Here is a 17,471-nt window from a genome sequence, read left to right on the forward strand (position 1 = left end):
TGAAACACCTCATTTATCTTGATTCTACTCTGCAATTGATATAGAATATATATTACAAATATGTAGTGAATACTGTAGCGACTACATAAAATTTTAATATTAAAAAGGTTGGAGAAAATGAAAAAGATAATATGTCTATTGGTTGTACTGTCTATGGTTGTTGCCACGTTTGCGGGGTGTGGTAAAGATGGACAGCAACAATCACCAGAACCTGCGGAAACAGTTATATCAAATTCTGAACAGCAAGATGAGATAACGCCTACAGTATCTCCGTCGGCAAGTGCCTCGCCAACGCCAAGTGCTTCGCCGTCCGCTTCACCATCATCAACAGCATCAAAATCCATCTCTGGTACGGATGGGAGAAACGGTAGGGATGGACAAGACGGCAAAGATGGGGCGAACGGTGAAGATGGTCGGGATGGTGCCGACGGTCAAACGCCATACATTGGTTCTAATGGTAATTGGTGGATTGGAAGCACAGATACAGGTGTATCGGCTACAGGGCAAGGAACGGAAAGTTCTATAGGTACGCCAATAGCAAATATTCCTGTTGGTACAAAATTTCCTTGTTACCCGAATAAAGAGTTTGATTGGGTTACTGATGATGGAGTAACGGTACATATCAATTCTATTGATATTGAACTGACAGACAAAGAACAGTTCACCGATATTAGTTGGGATGAATGGGCTACTAATCCAGAACTGAGGCGAGAAAGAGACCAGTATCAAAGAACGGATTATAAATATACAATCTCATGCAAAATTACGGGCTATACAGACCCATCTTTAGCGGGCAATCAAATCTGGTTGAGATGTTTTGGCATTGAAGATGGTATTGGCGCAAAAGCTGTTATTGATGATAATGGGCATTTTATTGCGTTTAATGATGGCAGTCAACGTCCATATTATCAGCAATATATTGATATGAATAAGATTATTTTTGATTACGCTTCCACTTATGGTCAACCAACGCCATCGCCAACACCTACGCCGGAGCCGCCTGTTATTGCTGATGTTGAAGCATTTATTGATGTAGCAAAAGCACAGTTAGATAAACCTTATGCTTACGGTGGTAAGGGACCAGATTCTTTTGATACATCTGGATTTATTTATTATACACTCAAGCAAAGTGGAAGCTCTGTTGGATTTATGACTTCCAGCGGCTGGGCGAATAGCAGTTATCCCAATGCAGAAGGTGGATATTTGCGTGGGGATATTCTTTGCATGCCCGGACGATTGGCAATTTACTTAGGCAATAACCAGATGATTGAAGCATCGCAGTCCGAAGGAAAAGTAGTAATAGTAGAGTTGGATGATGCTACGAGGCAGACGATTACCTGCGGGAAGCGTTTATACAATTTGACGCTACCTCCCTCGAATGGAAATACCCAAGCCGAAGCATTTGTCCAAAAAGCATTTGAACAATTAGACGTGCTTTATATGCTGGGGGGAAAGACACCAGAAAAAGGATTTGATTGTTCGGGGTTGGTGGATTATGCGCTTAATAACAGCGGAAACGGTAGTTTTGCGTATATGACGTCCAGTCAATGGGCACAGAGCAGCTATCAGACAGTAGATAAATTTGAGGATTTGCAGTATGGCGATATCGTATGTTTAACGGGGCATGTGGCAATTTGCATAGGTGACGGTATAGTGATAGATGCTTCGTCTGCCGCAGGAAAAGTAGTCATGCGGGAAATGAGCTCGTGGTTTGAGGATAGATTTATCTGCGGGAAGCGTCTGTTTGGAACAAGCACCGCCACGATGCAATCTGAAACGGAAGAATCTATACCTACCCCATCCCCCACGCAAACACCTAAAGAATCGCCCAGCGCAAGTCCAACGGAAGGCGCAAATGTTACCCCGTCTAATTCACGAGAATTGACGGTATCCCCAAGCGAAAGCGTTACGGTTGCACCATAGACGAAAGCGTGATATGGATTTCCACACATCTTCATATAAGGGGAAAATGTGATTTTTCATGTCAAAGAGAGTCATAATGAAATATGCGGGGCGGTAGAGTAACACTGAGATATGTGTTGCTTGCCGCCCCGCCGTTCCTCTTTTACGTTCTGAATATTCAGTAGATGTATTTTCTTAAATGGAGAATGCCGTAAAATACAGCAAAACGAGCGTTCACAAAAACAGTTCTTAATGTGAGCACTTTTTTTGTTGCTCAAATATAGGAAAAAAGAGGGTAAAATACACACAAAGTGTTCAAGAAATATTGACAACCATTTTGTGAACAAATATAATATAAGTACAAGGAAAAAAGAAACAGGGTGAAAAATATGGCAGTCAATTATGGATATGCAAGATGTTCCACAAATGAGGATAGGCAGGATATTGAACGGCAGATTCGGGAACTCATACAACAAGGGGTAGAGCGTGATAACATCTATCTGGAATATGAAAGCGGAATGAAAGAAGATAGGGTAGAGTGGAAGCGCTTAATTGAAAAATTACAGGAAGGCGATACCATAACGTCACTGGAAGTCAGCCGTATCACGCGCAGTACGAAACAATTATTGGATATAATTGAGATGGTGAAGGAACGCCGTTTAAAACTGTCTATCGTTGGTTCTATCACTGTTGATTGTACGGCAGGGGAAGAGATAGACCCAATGACAAAAGCGTTCCTACAGATGGCAGGCGTGTTTGCAGAACTGGAGCGCAACATGATAAGCCAACGCGTCAAGAGCGGAATGGCGAACGCCGCCGCTAAAGGTCGAAAGGCAGGTAGACCGCATACGTCATTAGATGATATTCCCTCAGTATTTATGAAGCACTATCCCAAGTATAAAAAGAAGGAAATCAATGTGTCGGAATTTGCACGGTTGTGTGGGATGAGTCGGACGACGATTTATAAGTATGTAGGGATAATGACATAAAGTTTAAAACAAGGAAATAAATTTACTGATAATATAATTTTTAGATTAAGATTGACAAAATTAATAAAAAATCTTATACTCTTCTTATAAATAATAGATAGGAGGATTCCCGTATTGATTTTACTCCGAGAAGAGTATAAGCGAGCTTTTGTAGAGGCAATAGACAGTGGCTTACAGCGTTCAAGTGACCGACTAGCATCGGAAAATAAAAGATATAATAATGCAGCGAATTTTGCAAAGCTAGATGATATTTATGATGCAGTAGCACGTGTGCTTGAAGCCTGTTCGCATACCAGAGTAGTGACGTTAAGAAGGGGCGGCTATAAATTGCCGCTTGTTTACGATGAGAAAACCCGTGTACTGATTTCTGTAATGAACGAAAGTAAATTTAAAGATTTGCTTTCAGAATATGGAAACGGACATTTTCACTACTTGCAGGGTATCGCAGGGTATAATGATATAGATGAGGGGAAGCAAATTGTATGGGAAGAGTGTATTACACCGCCAGATGATGAAGTAGCTGCCATTAAGGAACAAGTTGAAGTGTTACTTGGTGGGGAGACGCCTCAATCCTATGTAACTATTGTATTTCTAATGCATGGGTTAGAAATTATTGGTGCAAAAGCAGTACTAGTATCAAAATACATGAAAATTATTGAAATAGAAGATTTGAGTCATTATATTGAAGTTCATTATCAGACATTTGAACCCATAGATGAGGTAGAGGAGGATGATGGAATTGATATTAAACTGAAAAAATTTGTTTTTATGTTTGATGATGAAGAGGATATCCCTGTTGATGAAAAGGATAAGAAAAGACAGCTTGGTAAAGATGCCATTGAGTAATCGAATGGAGAGTGAATTATGGAATTCAAAGGAAAGCGTCTTCGTATGGCGCGATTGTATAGAAATATGTCCATTACAGACCTAGAGGCACATGTGACAGTAAGCAAGCAAGCAATTTCACAATATGAAAAAGATGAGATAACTCCCAAAGTCGATGTAGTTCTGCAATTTGTAAAGGTGCTTGGTTTTCCATTAGGTTTTTTTACGTCAAAAAACCTGTATAATTTTGCAGCAAAAAATAACACTTTTTTTAGAGCGTCAGCTACAACTAAGAAATTGGATTTGGATACGCAAGAAATAAAAATAGAGATGATAATTTTTATCTATAATTTTTTAAAAAATTATTTAGATATGCCTGCGTTTAATCTTCCTCGAATTGATAAGATAGATGATTTTGATTCAATGGCACAGGAAGTAAGAAATCTTTGGGGAGTATATGATAGACCAATAGAGAATATGGTCAATCTGCTTGAGCGAAATGGGATAATTGTATCTGCTCTGGATGTTCAGAATAAAAAAATAGATGCATTTACGCAAATGCCTTTTGGTAAGGAAGAACAATTTTGTGTTGTCCTTGGAAATGATAAACAGTCAATGGTGCGTCGGAATTTTGATGCAGCACATGAACTAGGTCATATAGTAATGCATCGAGATATGGTAGTAAAGGATTTGGCTCAGGAAGAATATAAAGCGATGGAACAAGAGGCTAACTTATTTGCAGCATCATTCTTATTGCCACACAGTGCATTCGACAATGATTTAAGTAATCCATTAGATTTGAATTCTTATGTGCTGTTAAAGAAAAAATGGAAAGTATCAATAGCTGCTATGATTATGCGCGCGAGGGCATTAGGGAGAATTTCGAATTTTGAATATCAAGCATTGATGAAGAAACGCTCTTATAGAAAATGGATAGCATGCGAACCGTTTGATAAAGAGTGGAAATTGCAAGAACCTACACTGTTTAAAAAAGCGATAAAAATATTGCTTGATAATGGGATGTCTGGTGACAAAATTCTTTTTGAGTTATCAAAAAGTGGATTGACGCTAAACGCTAGTGATTTTGAGGAGTTGTTATCCTTACCAAAGGGAATGTTAGATGTTATAGACGAGCCAGAGTTAAAACTGCGATTAGTAAAGTAAAGCATTAATAATAGGGGAAGAGGACATATTTATACGAAAAGGACTGGTGAAAAGCATGTCAAATCTTAAAGTTTTCGTTTCTTCTACATGTTATGATTTGAAAATATTGAGGGATAGACTGAGAAGCTTCATTGAAAGCATAGGCTATGAGCCTATTATGAGTGAATATAGCGATTTATTATATGACCCTCGCGAGCATACACATGTGAGTTGTATCAATGAAGTGCCTAATTGTGACATGGTTCTTTTAATAATTGGTTCGCGTTTTGGAGGAAAATGTAGTACGGATGCTTTGAAGAAAATAGACTTCGAGAGTTTGAAAGATAAAAGTAGGAGCACCGAGATATTGGATGAAAAAGACAAAGTTTTATCAATAACACAGGCAGAAGTATTAAGGGCAATTCAAGCATCTTTGCCAATATATACTTTTGTTGAAGAAAAATTGTGGCATAATCATGAAATTTATGAGAAAAATAAGGATAGTCATATAATTGACGAAATGATTTTTCCGTCTATCGCTAAACCAGAGACCGCAAAATATATTTTCGAATTTATAAATTTTATTCGTGCTAGAAATGTAGGAAATACTATATACCCATTTGATAATATTAACGATATTGAAGATGTACTAAGGAAACAGTGGGCAAATTATTTTCAACGTTTGCTTTGGGAAGAAAGAAATAATAGGATTGAACACAATAGAACTGCACTGCTAAGTGAACAATTAGAAGACCTGAAAACAGCTATTTTAACGACGATACAGGAAGATAGCAAAAGGGAAGTGGCAATGGGGGTTGTGCGCTTTAGAAGATTAAGTGATGTCTTAGTCGCATTAAAGTACACATCAATTAGTAAATTAAAAAAGCAAAGTAGCACTTGGAAAATGGTATTAAAAGAAGCGGGAGTTCAACAAATAATTGATTATACTCAATTAGGAGAAGAGCGGAGTAGAGGCTTTGGAACGAGGTGTATTTTAGTTATGGCAGATAAAACAGTTTACCAAACTCGTTTTTCAAAAGATATGTTGGATGATTTAGAATCAGATTGGGAAGACTTTAAGACGCTTAAAGAAGAAGATAAGGTTATAGTTTTAGATACTCTTTTTAAGAATCAAAATAGCATCATGAGAATGATGCACAAAATGAAATCAGAAGACGCTCAAGAGATTCTAGATTTAATCGTTTGAAGGATTTAGATAAGGGGGATACTAAACAATATCCCCTTTCTTTTATTTTTAACTGATAGGGGTTAGTACCTGATTTCACAGACACGGAAATTAAGTAATGGCAGAGTAAAATTGGCTCTGGACTCTTGTTTTCAAGTATGATATTCTTATCTGGAATACGACAACGGTTATCGCTTCTATTATGATAACGATGTCGAAAAAACACTAAAACTGAATATTTGTTCTATTGATTGTGAAGAGCTCCAATGCGTCCTGCACGACGAACTGCCTTGCTCCTCTGGCGAAGGTCATCAACGACAACTTCGGCCTTGTGGAAGGCCTTATGACGACGGTACACGCGACGACGGCTACCCAGAAGACGGTTGACGGCCCTTCCAAGAAAGACTGGAGAGGCGGACGCGCTGCTGCCGGCAACATCATTCCTTCTTCCACAGGCGCAGCAAAAGCGGTGGGCAAGGTTATCCCGGAACTGAACGGCAAGCTGACGGGTATGTCCATGCGTGTTCCGACGCTTGACGGTTCTGTTGTTGACCTTACTTGCCGCCTTGAGAAAGAAGCGACCTATGATGAGGTTTGCGCGGCTGTCAAGAAAGCCTGCGAAGGCGAACTGAAAGGCATCATGTCCTATACGGAAGACGCTATTGTTTCCAGCGACATCCTCGGCGACGCTCATACGTCCATCTTCGACGCGACGGCCGGTATCGCGCTTACGGGCAACTTCATGAAGCTGATTTCCTGGTATGACAACGAGTGGGGGTATTCCAATAAGGTTCTTGACCTTATCTCCTATATCGACAGCGTGAAATAAGCGATAACCATGCATGATTGAACGGTATTGCATCTCAGGGAAAAGACATTGAAATTTTTCAAGATTACGGGAAAGCCGTTTCAAGTACGATAACTGTTGGTAAAAGCATATTTGCAAGTACGTATTACCAAATCGTTATCATAACAACATAAAATAAGCACCTTTCTTAACGGGTTTATATTCGGAAAGAAAGGTGCTTTTATGTTATTCAAGGATTTACTGCCGGAATTTGAATTTAACTGCCGGACGAGGAAGGGACGACGCGAACAGAAATTCCAAGATGTAGATATAATATTATATCAAAATATATTCCCTATTCCACGGGTCTTCATATATCCAATGCGGGACGTTAGTTTTGCGGGACCAAAATAATAATATCGCCTGCGAGATCAAAAACATCTCCGCTGGTTCCCGGAATTTTTGCAAATAAGATGTAATTTTGGCCTAATTCAGATGGAAGGGTCTTTGTATCCGCGATGAGAATAGGAGACTCCGTATTAATATATTCTTGCAAATCCGTTTCGAAAGAATCATATCCGCCCGAAACGCCAAACGTTTTGGGGAACACGTTTTCCGTGGTATAGGAAGAAAATAAAATCAATTGCGTAATGTTAACGATATTTTTATCGGGATAAATATTTTTTATTTCTGCTATGGACTGATTGAAAGCGTCATAGAAAATAACTTCGCTTGGAGACAAATATAGTCCGTTCAGGAAAGGAAATTCTTTATTATTATATAATATCGTTGATTGCCCATGACTCGCTTCGGAATCTGTAATTGGTTTGGAGCCTTGGGAACCGGTTAGTTTGTCGTAGCCCAGATGAAAGCGGACAAAAATATTGGTACTGCATATCGCAAGCAATACAGCACAAGTCAGCAGCGTACACCAGGCAGATTTTCGCGGGCGTTTCATTTTTTGAAGCAGGAAAGTAATGGTTTCCCACAACACAACTGCTAGCACACAAAACATAGGATAGGCTCCCCATTCCGCATGGCGGTAGCAGGAAATGGGATAGTACTGAAACCAGGAAGACAAGCAAAAAATACTTAAGCAGAGATAAGCGCAGAGCCTGATTTTGTTACCAATCCGTTTTTGACCCTGACGGCGTCCTATCAGCAATCTGGTGAGCGCGGTGCCAAAAAGGACAAGTGACAAAGCCGGCAAAAGACTCCATATCCAATCATATTGCGGGTTATAATTGACTCCCCACAAATTATTCCAAATTGCCGCAGCTAGACTGCCTTGGTCGCCGATGCGGTCAACCGCGAATTGCGCCCCGTTTTCAATTGCCTGTAACCACCAGTCACTGAAAGCACCTTGGATAATAATAATCGACATAAAAATACCAAAAACAAGGATATTGCCTAAAAGATACCATGAAATATTGCCCAGGGTTTCCTTTCTGCTGGAAAAACGGCAAAGCCATAAGAGCAAGAGAAGAACAAGGCCTGCAAAAATCGATAAACCTACCGTTTGTTTGCACCAAAAGGTACATGCCGCGAAAACGCCCGCCAAAAAAATATTTTTGGTTCCCCTTTGTTCAATAAAGCGAATCATACACAGGCAGGCAGCAAGGAGAAATGTCACCGCAAACACATTGGACCAAGGGTGAAAGTTCCAAAAATAGTAATATCCAAGGCTGATGGCGATCAGTGCCGCCAGCATACCGATAATTCGATTGGAAAAACGCCTGGTAATGATATAAATGAGGCATGTGGAAAAAGCATGAAAAATGCATGTCATAATGTGGATAGAACGCACAGATTCCCCAAACAAAGAAACTCCAAATGCCTGCAGATAAATTCCAAGAGAAGTATATTGCGTATAGGTGTCCTTATACAATATTAAGCCATTTGCAACGTCGGCCGCTGTTTTCAGCATGAAGCCATCATGGTGCGGATCGATGCCCCTGAGTGCAAAAGAGTAAGCAACCCAATAACTGATGATTACAATAAATGCGACGCAAATTAGGTCTTTATATGAAAACGGACATTTTTGATGGGCAATTGTCATAGACTTTCCTTTTGATTATTTTGCAAATAATCTACTGAATTAATATTCTAAAAGATAATTTGCGGCATGTCAACGAACGCAAAGAAGAAGGAAGAAAATTGATTGCATATGCACAAGGAACATCGCTGCCAGCAAGAAAAAAGAACCGTTTTTCTTTTCATTTAGAATCAGGAAGACACTTGCCATAAGAAAGACCCTCCTACAAAGGAAGGCTTTTCAAATTTATGCTTATAAAGAGATGCCGTAAGAACGGCAAATCGTTTTGAATTCAGGGCTGTTTGCAAAATTCATAAATATAGTTTTGCGGCTATTGCCGTTCTTGAGCTGTGTTGACCAAAATGTTTTTCCGTTTGGATCGGCAGTCCTGTTCATCATAGTCAGATACAACCGATCCACAAATTCTTCATTGCTTATATTCTGCTTTATAAGTTCCTGGCTGAAAAAGAAATCGTATGCAACGGAAATGCCGCCTTTTCTTCCTGCCAAAAGTTCATTTGTCCAGTGATTGAGGCCGGACACGTCGGAAGAACGGGTTAGCCCCAATTTGTATAAACGGTTTACGAAAGCTGTGACATCAATGTTACGGTCGCGTGCTTCATCGGAGCGATAAGAACCGACAGAAATATTGTGAGAAGAACAGACTTGCTTAAATTCTGAAGAATTGACAAAGTTTGCGAAAACATATTTTCGGCTTGCGCCTTTATCCAGAAAGCTCTGCCAATAATTTTTTCCGGAGGTGTCTGCCTCACGATTCATCATAGCACGGTACAAAATATCCAGAAAATCCGAATCGGAGAAGTTTTTGTTCGAAAATTCCTTTGAAAATAAAAAATTATAGGATGCCGATGCACCCGTTTCCAACTGGGAATTGAGCCGCGTGACCCAGTAAGCCTTTCCCGAAGTATCCGGCTGTCTGCTGAGGATGATTTCGTACAGGCGCTGCACGAACCCTTCTGGCGTACTCGGATAACTGAGCCATTTAAAAGCGATACCTGCACTCTCGGACAGATCACTGGTTACGCCGGCTTTTGAGTGATGGGCGGCGACTTTATAATAGTAAGTGGCGCCGAATGTTGCAGATGTATCCAGATATGTGGGAGATGAACTTTGACCAAGGTATGCATATTCGCCATTCAGAGAGGAAGAACGGTAGACATAATAGCCGGAAGCGTTGGGTACCGCATTCCATTTCAAGGCAATCCCTACATTGCTCGTTTGAGCAGCGGAAAGATCTTCAGGGGCGGGAAGGCCGACAACTGCAATCATGGCCCCAAGCGCATTGACATTTCCCCAGCCGGTCTGTACATCGTACCCGGTAGTATACAAATCGGTTGCGGTACGATAAAGGATATCTTTGATTTCATCAACTGTCAGCGAAGGATCCGCAGACAACATCATCGCCGTCACAGCCGACACAACGGGAGCCGCCATGGAAGTGCCGCTGAGCACCCCATAACCTGAAGGGTATCCGGAAGTGTACCTTCCTGTAGGGACTGTGCTTAGGATAGAAGAACCGGGGGCCGAGATATCCTTGGCGTTGCCATAATTTGAAAAACTGGATCTGCAATTGGAAGAGGCGCTTGTATAGTTTGTCGTAGAGATCACGCTGATGCAGGAATCGAAATCCGAAGGATAAGAATAAGCGGATGAGCCGTCATTTCCGGCAGCGCATACGACGACCGTATTCCCGGAAACAGCGGCATCAATCGTGTTTTTCAATGTGTAATCGTAATTGGATTCATTAAGGGTCGTATAGCCAAGGCTCAGGTTAATCACTCGCGCTCCCTGATCTATAGCGTAATTAATTCCGCGTACAACAGATGCTGTGGAGGCTTTATCTTCTGTAAAGACATCAATTGTCATCACATTAACCACATCATTTCCGGCCCCGCCGGATATTCCTGCAATGCCAATTCCATTATTTGCCGTAGCGCCAATGATGCCTGTTACATGGGTGCCGTGACTGCCGCCATCCGAAGTGATGGGAGACAAGGAATCTGAAGTGGAATCTACACACAGGTTTTTATCCAGATTCACCTGGAGATCCTGATGGAAAACGTCAACCCCCGTATCGAGAACCGCTACGGTTATTTGGGTGTGCGGCGTACTGCTTAAAAGCTCCCAAGCCTCAGGAACTGAGATTTTAGATAAATACCATTGATCGGATGAACTGGCATAAGGATCGTCGGGATAACTGTAAGAAGTATCGTACGATATACTTTCCGGTAAAGTTTCCAGTGCGGAGTAGAGGTAATTTGGCTGGGCATATTTGATATTGGGATTTGCCTCGTATTGCTCGATTGCTTCGCTGACCGTATGTTCAAGAGAAATTTCTACGATACCGACGGATTCTTCGGAAGGAGTATCGACTGTTTCGAGGTAGTGCCCGTCAGACTCGGCGACAGCCTCGCTGGCCTGTTCTTCGGTAACATTATTATTGTATACAACCAGGACCTCACCTGGAATATAATCAAGTTCCTCTGCGGATGAACGTTCCTGAGCCGCAGCATGGAACGCATTAACAATATCAATGGCCTTCCCCTGCAAAGAAGCTTCGAATGCCTTGCGCTGTGCATCCAGATTTTCTGTATAATAAAGGGACAGGATATCCCTTACGCCCGCTTCAAATTCTTCGGTGTTTTCATAAGCGTCGATCAACACTGCCGCTTTTTCGCCATCTGAGCGGGCAATCTCGATGATTTCGGCTAATGGAGCCGGTGAGGAGTTTTCCCCTTGGGAACCGGAGGGGGAAGGCTCTGTGGCCGGCTCTGAAGCAGACGGAGAAGGCGTGGATTCTTCCGCTAGAGAAGGAATTTCGCCCCCGTCCTCCACAGGAGAGGCTGCGGCAACAGATTCAACAGGAGCCGCCTCCTCTGCAAACCCTGTAAAAGGAATTACAACGATCATAGAAAAAAGAATGCATATGGAAACAAAAAAAGGAGTTAATTTTCGGAAGAAAAATTTCATAGCCGACCTCGCATCATTATGATAATTATTATTTTAAACATTCCGATAAAAAATCACAAGAGAAAATACAAAAAAGCGCTTGACTGTGCACAATAGGAAATGAAAAGCCGAACTGGGCTGCCAACCAGCATCCGGAATAGAAGAACGCAGTGTGGGTGGGGGGAAGCGTTGACTTTAGGCCGCGTTTTAAAGTATAATACATTTATTATTGCATAGGGAGAAATGATAAATGAAGGTTGTAATCTTAGCGGGAGGCTTCGGTACGCGCATCAGCGAAGAATCCCATTTGAAGCCAAAACCAATGGTTGAAATCGGCGATCAACCCATCCTGTGGCACATTATGAAATATTACTCCGGTTTTGGGCATAATGATTTTATTATTTGCCTTGGGTACAAGGCCTATGTAATTAAAGAGTTTTTTGCGGATTATTATTTGCATATGTCTGATATTACGTTCGATTTCAGAAATGGAAACAGAATGGTAGTACATGATAATTTTGCGGAACCGTGGAAAGTAACCTTAGTGGACACCGGCCTTAATACAATGACGGGCGGGCGGCTCAAACGCATACAGGATCATATTGGGGATGAGACGTTTATGTTGACTTATGGGGACGGCGTATCGGATGTGGATATCAATGCCTTGATAGATTACCATAAAAGTCATGGAAAGATTGCGACAATGACAGCAATACGGCCCAGCGGCCGTTTTGGGATACTCGATATTGAGGAAGGAAATGCAATTACTTCCTTCCGGGAAAAATCGCAGGAAGATATGGGATTGATTAACGGCGGTTTTATGGTCTTGGAGCCTGGGATATTTGATTTCATTGATGGCGATGATACGGTTCTGGAGCGGGAACCGCTCGAGAAGCTGGCCCAGCAGCATGAACTTATGGCTTTTAAGCATGATGGGTTCTGGCAATGTATGGATACGCTGCGCGATAAGCAATTGCTCGATAAGCTGCTTTCTGAAAATAGGGCGCCATGGAAGGTTTGGGAAGACTGATGTTTCAAAAAGATTTTTTTCGGGGAAAGCGTGTATTTCTCACTGGTCATACGGGCTTTAAAGGCTCTTGGATGTGTGAATTATTGCTGCTCTGCGGAGCAAAAATCACCGGATTTGCATTGGAGCCTCCAACAGATCCGGCACTTTTTTATTTAGCGGGACTGGATCAGCGGGTGGATTCGATTATAGGGGATGTACGCGATTTGAGCGCGCTGGAGAGTGCCATAGAAACGGCGCAGCCTGAAATTGTGATTCATATGGCTGCGCAGCCGATCGTCAGGGATTCTTACGCAAACCCTGTATATACCTATGAGACAAACGTAATGGGAACTGTGAACGTTCTGGAAGCGGTAAGGCGGAATGGCCGCGTAAAGTCGTTTTTGAATGTTACGACGGATAAAGTATATAAAAATAATGAGTGGGAATGGGGATATCGGGAAATTGATGAGCTAAATGGCTTTGACCCTTATTCCAACTCGAAATCCTGCTCTGAACTTGTGACAGACAGTTATAAACAATCCTTTTTCAAAGGAACAAAGACGGCTGTTTCCACTGCGCGCGCAGGGAATGTGATTGGCGGCGGCGATTTTGCAAATGACAGAATCATTCCGGACTGTGTACGCGCAGCGACGGAAAGCAAAACAATATTGGTAAGAAACCCTTATTCGACGAGGCCGTATCAACATGTGCTTGAGCCTTTATATGCCTATCTTACCATTGTACAGGCACAATATGAAGATCCGGGAGCGGCTGGCAGCTATAATATAGGACCGGATGATTCGGACTGCGTAACGACAGGAGAGTTGGCTACGATATTTTGCAGAACATGGGGCGGCATTGAATGGAAAAACACCTGTGAGGAAAATGCCGTCCATGAAGCGAACTTTTTAAAGCTGGATTGTTCTAAGGCAAAAACAGTTTTGAAAATAACGCCCAGATGGAATATCCAAACGGCAATTGAAAAAACGGTAGAATGGGTGAAGAATTGGCAGAGACGCGGCGATGTAACCGAATGTATGGAAAAACAAATTGTGGAATACCTGCAAGAGGGCGACGCGGCGAAATGAATGCGGGGAAAAAGAAACGATCCGGGTTAGAACAAAAGCATATTGCCGCACAGGCAGCGGTCTATGCTTTTGTGATCGCGTCAGCACTGACGTTGATCGTGTGGCAGATAGGGATATTTTTTGCAATATCCAACTTGAAATTATACGCTTTCACTTTCATTCTGTATTTCATTCTTTTTATAGCGGTGTTTTTTCTTCTCTCAAAAATAAAGAAAAAGAAAGCGTATGATATCAGCCAAAAGAGAGTGAACATTTCCTTTATTATTTGTATTGTTATTTTTTTTGTGTTTATGACGCAATCTTTTTTTGCAACGGAAACGATGCCGCATTCGAGTGCCGGTGATACGCTATTATGGCATAGAATGCCATGGCTTTTGGTTTTATTGTTTATTGTTTCAGCTTTTTTGGTTGTTTTCTATTTAACGAATGGTTTTTCGCTGCGCGAAAGTATGCTCTCTAAGCGTGGAGAAAAGTTCCTTTTCTGGGGCGCCTGCCTTATTTGCACCTGCATCGTATATTGTTTTTCCTATTATCCCGCCTCAATTATGGAATATGTAAGCCTGCACCACGAGCACGCCTATTACAATAGTATTTATAATGTCATGCACGGGATACCTTACAGTGATGAGGTAACTTCCATTTATGGACATTATGCAATTTTGCTTGCACCAATATTGAACCTGGCGAGAATATTTGGCGCAACGGATGTGTTTCATATTTTCACCATGTGCATGAGCTTATTGGTTGCGCTGTCTTATCTGCTCGCCTGTTATGCAATTTATAGTCTGGTTACAAACCGTTATATCCGTTATATTGGACTCATTGCTTTACTGCTCGTTCCTGCGGCCCTGAAGGCCTCGCCGTATTATCAGATTTATCCACATAGGACAATAATCATCGCATTATTTATCGCATTGATGGTATTCCATGCCAGGAATGCCGCAAAACGAAAATGGGTCGAAATATTAGGCTTTATTTTTTGCGCATTATCAGTCGTGTGGAACACGGAGCTCGGAATTTGCGCGATTGCCGCCTGGGCCGGCTATCTAACCTATATTGCCCTCCTGCGGCGCAGGCAGGGTGTGGGAAAATGCTGCGAACGGATTTTTCTATATGTATTGGGCGGACTGGGAAGCTTTGCGGGAGCCTATCTTATAACAAACCTTTATAATGTAGCAGCGGGCGGAAACGTGCTGGAGATCATGGATTTTATTTTCCCGTTACTCAGCAAGACATATGACATCGAGAATATGCTGAGTATTGGCCTCGATTACGGAGCAAGCTATTGGATAGGACGAATTATTTTGTTCTATACTTTCATAGGATTTGCCTTGGTCCGCCTCTTTTCACATAAAAATAATTTAGGAAAAGCGGATTATAAATGTGCAGTATACCTTGGAATTACAGTGATATCCATGGGAGCCTTTTCCTATTTTATTAATCGTGCTACCTATCCGAATCAAACGATATCCTATATGGGAGTCATTTTACTGCTTTGCGTTCTGGCGCAGCAGTACTTTGCATCGATGAAGCGCTTTTTGTGTAACCGTAATAAAGAATATGCTTGCCGCAAGGACAGTTTAAATGAAACGGGGCATAGCAAGAAAAAAGAACGAAGGTTTGAATCTTTCTCGGGTGCGAAGGCGGCTATTGGGCTATCAGCCTTGGTTCTGGTTTTTGCAATAGCAGTGGTAACGGTGATGGGTATGGGAAATAACTATACGAAAAATCTAACGTTGCTTAGGGACAAGAAATCGGTAGACCTGATCGCGGAAGAAGTTGCCGCAAAAGTTCCGGTCGGTACAAAAGCGATGGGTTACGGTATTCCGGAAATTTATTCTATGATTGGACGGGATACACAGCTTTACACGATGGATTTTTCTGATATGAGCGCCACCGAGCAAACGGGTATATACGCAAGCCAACAATTGGCAGCTCTGCGGGAGGAGCCGCTTTTGACCACGGCAAGATCTTTGGAACGGTTGGAACAGGATTGGCCTGAAGCTGTTAAGGAGTTCCGTGAAACACATATTTTGGCAAACGAATTTGGTATCAATGAAATGCTGGCCAAAAACGACATAAAGGCAGGTTTTTGTGAAACACTGCAATATTATGTTCCACTTTATGAATGAATTGTAATATAATAAAATAGAAATAATTTGGATTTTGAGGAGCCGATATGTTTGAAAATAAAACAGAGCAGGAAGCAAGAGAAGAACTATTAAAAAGCGTAGGCGCGTACTGCAGAAAATATAAACTGAACCAAAAGCCTTTTCAGGCAGGAGACCGCATTACCTATGCAGCCCGTGTATACGATGAACGGGAAATGGAAAACCTTGTGGACAGCGCGCTGGAATTCTGGCTGACCACGGGAAAATATGCCGATAGGTTTGAAAAAGATTTTTCTGAATTTCTGGGTGTAAACTATTGTTCACTGGTGAATTCGGGATCTTCGGCTAACCTGCTTGCATTTATGGCGCTTACCTCTCCCCTGCTGAAAGAAAAAAGGGTTTTGCCCGGGGATGAAGTAATTACTGTAGCGGCGGGCTTTCCTACAACAGTAGCCCCTATTATTCAGTATGGTGCAGTTCCCGTTTTTGTTGATGTGACAATTCCGCAGTATAACCTTGATATCAAGATGCTGGACGCAGCCCTGTCAGACAAAACGAAGGCGGTTTTTGCAGCGCATACATTGGGGAATCCCTTTGATTTGAAGGCAGTCAAAGAGTTTTGCGACAGGAACGGGCTATGGCTGATCGAGGATAACTGCGATGCGCTCGGCTCAAAGTATTGCCTCGATGGAGAGACAAAATTTACGGGAACGGTCGGAGATATTGGAACATCCAGTTTTTATCCGCCCCATCATATGACAATGGGAGAAGGCGGCGCGGTTTATACAAACAATGCGCTGCTGCATAAAATTGTAAATTCCCTGCGCGACTGGGGACGCGATTGCGTGTGCCCGTCCGGACGGGATAATATATGCGGGCATCGGTTCGACAGGCAATATGGAGAACTGCCGTTTGGGTATGACCATAAATATGTATATTCCCATTTTGGTTATAATTTAAAAGCGACTGATATGCAGGCGGCGGTGGGATGTGCGCAGTTGGAAAAATTTCCGGGATTTATTGAAAAACGGAGAAACAACTGGCAGAAACTTCGCGAGGGACTGGAAAGCCTGGAAGACAAGCTGATTTTACCGGAGGCGGAAATGAATTCCCAGCCGAGTTGGTTTGGATTTCTCATTACCGTAAAACCGGAAGCGGGGATCACCCGGGAAGAACTCGTGCGGGAAATGGAAGGACATGGCATTCAGACGCGCAATCTGTTTGCCGGGAACCTGATCAAACATCCCTGTTTTGACGAAATGCGCGCTTCGGGAAAGGGATATCGCGTAGTTGGAGAGCTGGAGAATACGAATCGGATCATGAACGATACGTTTTGGATTGGCGTATATCCGGGAATGACGGATGAGATGATTGACTATATGGTCAAGGTAATCAAGGAAATAATGCAATAAAGCAATAGGAGAAA

The 17,471-nt window shown here is 42.1% G+C and carries 11 protein-coding genes and 1 pseudogene; 10 read left to right on the forward strand and 2 right to left on the reverse strand.

Features of this window, described 5'->3' with window-relative positions:
- Nucleotides 1–117: 117 nt before the first annotated feature.
- The 6 genes and pseudogenes from H8S18_RS05815 to H8S18_RS05840 all read left to right on the forward strand — a co-directional run.
- A complete protein-coding gene (locus H8S18_RS05815) occupies nt 118–1,923 on the forward strand; it encodes a C40 family peptidase (protein ID WP_186857356.1) in 1,806 nt (601 codons plus the stop codon).
- Nucleotides 1,924–2,291: 368 nt separating this feature from the next.
- Nucleotides 2,292–2,891, forward strand: coding sequence for a recombinase family protein (locus H8S18_RS05820; RefSeq protein ID WP_186857357.1), 600 nt, complete (start codon nt 2,292–2,294; stop codon nt 2,889–2,891).
- Between the two features lie 114 nt (nt 2,892–3,005).
- The gene (locus tag H8S18_RS05825) at nt 3,006–3,737 is read left to right on the forward strand and encodes a DUF5986 family protein (protein WP_186857358.1); all 732 of its coding nucleotides are present in this window, start codon (nt 3,006–3,008) and stop codon (nt 3,735–3,737) included.
- Between the two features lie 18 nt (nt 3,738–3,755).
- Nucleotides 3,756–4,880, forward strand: a complete 1,125-nt coding sequence (locus tag H8S18_RS05830; protein ID WP_186857359.1) for an XRE family transcriptional regulator — start codon at nt 3,756–3,758, stop codon at nt 4,878–4,880.
- Nucleotides 4,881–4,935: 55 nt separating this feature from the next.
- Nucleotides 4,936–6,066, forward strand: a complete 1,131-nt coding sequence (locus H8S18_RS05835) for a DUF4062 domain-containing protein (protein ID WP_186857360.1) — start codon at nt 4,936–4,938, stop codon at nt 6,064–6,066.
- A 241-nt stretch (nt 6,067–6,307) separates the two neighbouring features.
- Nucleotides 6,308–6,874 (forward strand): annotated as a pseudogene (locus H8S18_RS05840) (type I glyceraldehyde-3-phosphate dehydrogenase); the annotation flags it as partial.
- Nucleotides 6,875–7,223: 349 nt separating this feature from the next.
- On the opposite strand, the gene H8S18_RS05845 reads toward H8S18_RS05840, so the two are convergent.
- Nucleotides 7,224–8,891 carry a glycosyltransferase family 39 protein gene (locus H8S18_RS05845; protein WP_186857361.1) on the reverse strand — a complete coding sequence of 556 codons (1,668 nt, stop codon included), beginning with the start codon at nt 8,889–8,891 and terminating at the stop codon, nt 7,224–7,226.
- A gap of 228 nt (nt 8,892–9,119) precedes the next feature.
- Nucleotides 9,120–11,858 (reverse strand): DUF4214 domain-containing protein, encoded by a 2,739-nt coding sequence (locus H8S18_RS05850; RefSeq protein ID WP_207721655.1) that lies wholly within the window; start codon nt 11,856–11,858, stop codon nt 9,120–9,122.
- Between the two features lie 229 nt (nt 11,859–12,087).
- On the opposite strand from H8S18_RS05850, the gene rfbF reads away from it, so the two are divergent.
- From rfbF to rfbH, 4 genes are all read left to right on the forward strand, one after another.
- Nucleotides 12,088–12,867: a glucose-1-phosphate cytidylyltransferase gene (rfbF, locus tag H8S18_RS05855; protein WP_186857363.1), complete on the forward strand. Its 780-nt coding sequence runs from the start codon at nt 12,088–12,090 to the stop codon at nt 12,865–12,867.
- Complete coding sequence (gene rfbG / locus H8S18_RS05860) at nt 12,867–13,934, forward strand: CDP-glucose 4,6-dehydratase (protein WP_186857364.1); 1,068 nt, start codon at nt 12,867–12,869, stop codon at nt 13,932–13,934. The genes rfbF and rfbG overlap by 1 nt, the downstream gene beginning before the upstream one ends.
- Nucleotides 13,935–14,308: 374 nt before the next feature.
- Complete coding sequence (locus H8S18_RS05865; RefSeq protein ID WP_186857365.1) at nt 14,309–16,066, forward strand: hypothetical protein; 1,758 nt, start codon at nt 14,309–14,311, stop codon at nt 16,064–16,066.
- A 47-nt stretch (nt 16,067–16,113) separates the two neighbouring features.
- Complete coding sequence (gene rfbH / locus H8S18_RS05870) at nt 16,114–17,457, forward strand: lipopolysaccharide biosynthesis protein RfbH (protein ID WP_186857366.1); 1,344 nt, start codon at nt 16,114–16,116, stop codon at nt 17,455–17,457.
- Nucleotides 17,458–17,471: the final 14 nt, after the last annotated feature.

This window comes from Christensenella tenuis (genome assembly GCF_014287795.1).
In the GTDB taxonomy this organism is placed as follows: Bacteria; Bacillota; Clostridia; order Christensenellales; family Christensenellaceae; genus Christensenella; species Christensenella tenuis.

Coding starts and splice junctions, on each gene's coding strand:
- H8S18_RS05815 (WP_186857356.1), top strand. CDS start 118: ATGAAAAAGATAATATGTCTATTGGTTGTACTGTCTATGGTTGTTGCC.
- H8S18_RS05820 (WP_186857357.1), top strand. CDS start 2,292: ATGGCAGTCAATTATGGATATGCAAGATGTTCCACAAATGAGGATAGG.
- H8S18_RS05830 (WP_186857359.1), top strand. CDS start 3,756: ATGGAATTCAAAGGAAAGCGTCTTCGTATGGCGCGATTGTATAGAAAT.
- H8S18_RS05835 (WP_186857360.1), top strand. CDS start 4,936: ATGTCAAATCTTAAAGTTTTCGTTTCTTCTACATGTTATGATTTGAAA.
- H8S18_RS05845 (WP_186857361.1), bottom strand. CDS start 8,891: ATGACAATTGCCCATCAAAAATGTCCGTTTTCATATAAAGACCTAATT.
- H8S18_RS05850 (WP_207721655.1), bottom strand. CDS start 11,858: ATGAAATTTTTCTTCCGAAAATTAACTCCTTTTTTTGTTTCCATATGC.
- rfbF (WP_186857363.1), top strand. CDS start 12,088: ATGAAGGTTGTAATCTTAGCGGGAGGCTTCGGTACGCGCATCAGCGAA.
- rfbG (WP_186857364.1), top strand. CDS start 12,867: ATGTTTCAAAAAGATTTTTTTCGGGGAAAGCGTGTATTTCTCACTGGT.
- rfbH (WP_186857366.1), top strand. CDS start 16,114: ATGTTTGAAAATAAAACAGAGCAGGAAGCAAGAGAAGAACTATTAAAA.